This window comes from Spongiactinospora sp. TRM90649 (genome assembly GCF_029382225.1).
Lineage (GTDB): Bacteria > Actinomycetota > Actinomycetes > Streptosporangiales > Streptosporangiaceae > Spongiactinospora.
Genome location: NZ_JARLTC010000092.1, coordinates 1 through 1,524 on the forward strand (window position 1 = coordinate 1; position 1,524 = coordinate 1,524).

Below are 1,524 nucleotides of genomic sequence, written 5' to 3' on the forward strand. Positions count from 1 at the left end.
CCCGATGCCCTTGGAGATGTCGCGGGTGCCGAGGTTGGTGGTCATGATGATGACCGTGTTCTTGAAGTCGACCACCCGGCCCTGGGCGTCGGTCAGGCGACCGTCCTCCAGGATCTGCAACAGCGAGTTGAAGATGTCCGGGTGGGCCTTCTCGATCTCGTCGAACAGCACCACCGAGAACGGCTTGCGCCGCACCTTCTCGGTGAGCTGACCGCCCTCCTCGTACCCGACATACCCGGGCGGGGAGCCGAACAGCCGCGAGACCGTGTGCTTCTCCATGAACTCGGACATGTCCAGCATGATCAGCGCGTCTTCGTCGCCGAACAGGAACTCCGCCAGCGCCTTGGACAGCTCGGTCTTGCCGACGCCCGACGGCCCGGCGAAGATGAACGACCCACCGGGACGCCTGGGGTCCTTCAGACCCGCGCGCGTACGCCGGATCGACCGGGACAGACCCTTGATCGCGTCGTCCTGCCCGATGATCCGCCGGTGCAGCTCATCCTCCATGCGCAGCAGCCGCTGCGACTCCTCCTCGGTCAGCTTGAACACCGGGATGCCGGTGGCGGTGGCCAGGACCTCGGCGATCAGCTCCTCGGTCACCTCGGCCACGACGTCCATGTCGCCGGCCTTCCACTCCTTCTCCCTGCGCTCGCGCTTGAGCTGGAGCTGCTTCTCCTGGTCGCGCAGCGCGGCGGCCTTCTCGAAGTCCTGCGCGTCGATCGCGGACTCCTTGTCGCGCCGCACGTTCGCGATCTTCTCGTCGTACTCGCGCAGGTCCGGCGGCGCGGTCATCCGGCGGATGCGCATCCGCGAACCGGCCTCGTCGATCAGGTCGATCGCCTTGTCCGGCAGGAACCGGTCGCTGATGTAGCGGTCGGCGAGCTGAGCGGCGGCCACCAGGGCGCCGTCGGTGATGGAGACCCGGTGGTGCGCCTCGTAACGGTCGCGCAGACCCTTGAGGATCTCGATCGTGTGGCTCAGGCTCGGCTCCGCGACCTGGATGGGCTGGAAGCGGCGCTCCAGCGCGGCGTCCTTCTCCAGGTGCTTGCGGTACTCGTCGAGCGTGGTGGCGCCGATGGTCTGCAGCTCACCACGGGCCAGCATCGGCTTCAGGATGCTGGCGGCGTCGATCGCGCCCTCGGCCGCGCCCGCTCCGACGAGCGTGTGCAGCTCGTCGATGAACAGGATGATGTCGCCCCGGGTGCGGATCTCCTTCAGCACCTTCTTCAGGCGCTCCTCGAAGTCGCCCCGGTAGCGCGAACCGGCGACCAGCGCGCCCAGGTCGAGGGTGTAGAGCTGCTTGTCCTTCAGCGTCTCGGGCACCTCGCCCTTGACGATCTTCTGGGACAGGCCCTCCACCACGGCGGTCTTGCCCACGCCGGGCTCGCCCACCAGGACCGGGTTGTTCTTGGTCCGGCGGGACAGCACCTGCATGACCCGCTCGATCTCCTTCTCCCGGCCGATGACCGGGTCGAGCTTGCCCTCCCTGGCCGCCTGGGTCAGGTTGCGCCCGAACTGATCGAG

At 67.7% G+C, this 1,524-nt stretch carries 1 protein-coding gene; it reads right to left on the reverse strand.

Annotation, left to right across the window (positions count from 1 at the left end):
• Window positions 1–1,524 (reverse strand): ATP-dependent Clp protease ATP-binding subunit (locus P3X83_RS43110; RefSeq protein ID WP_277311247.1); only part of this gene is annotated, 1,524 nt, incomplete at both ends.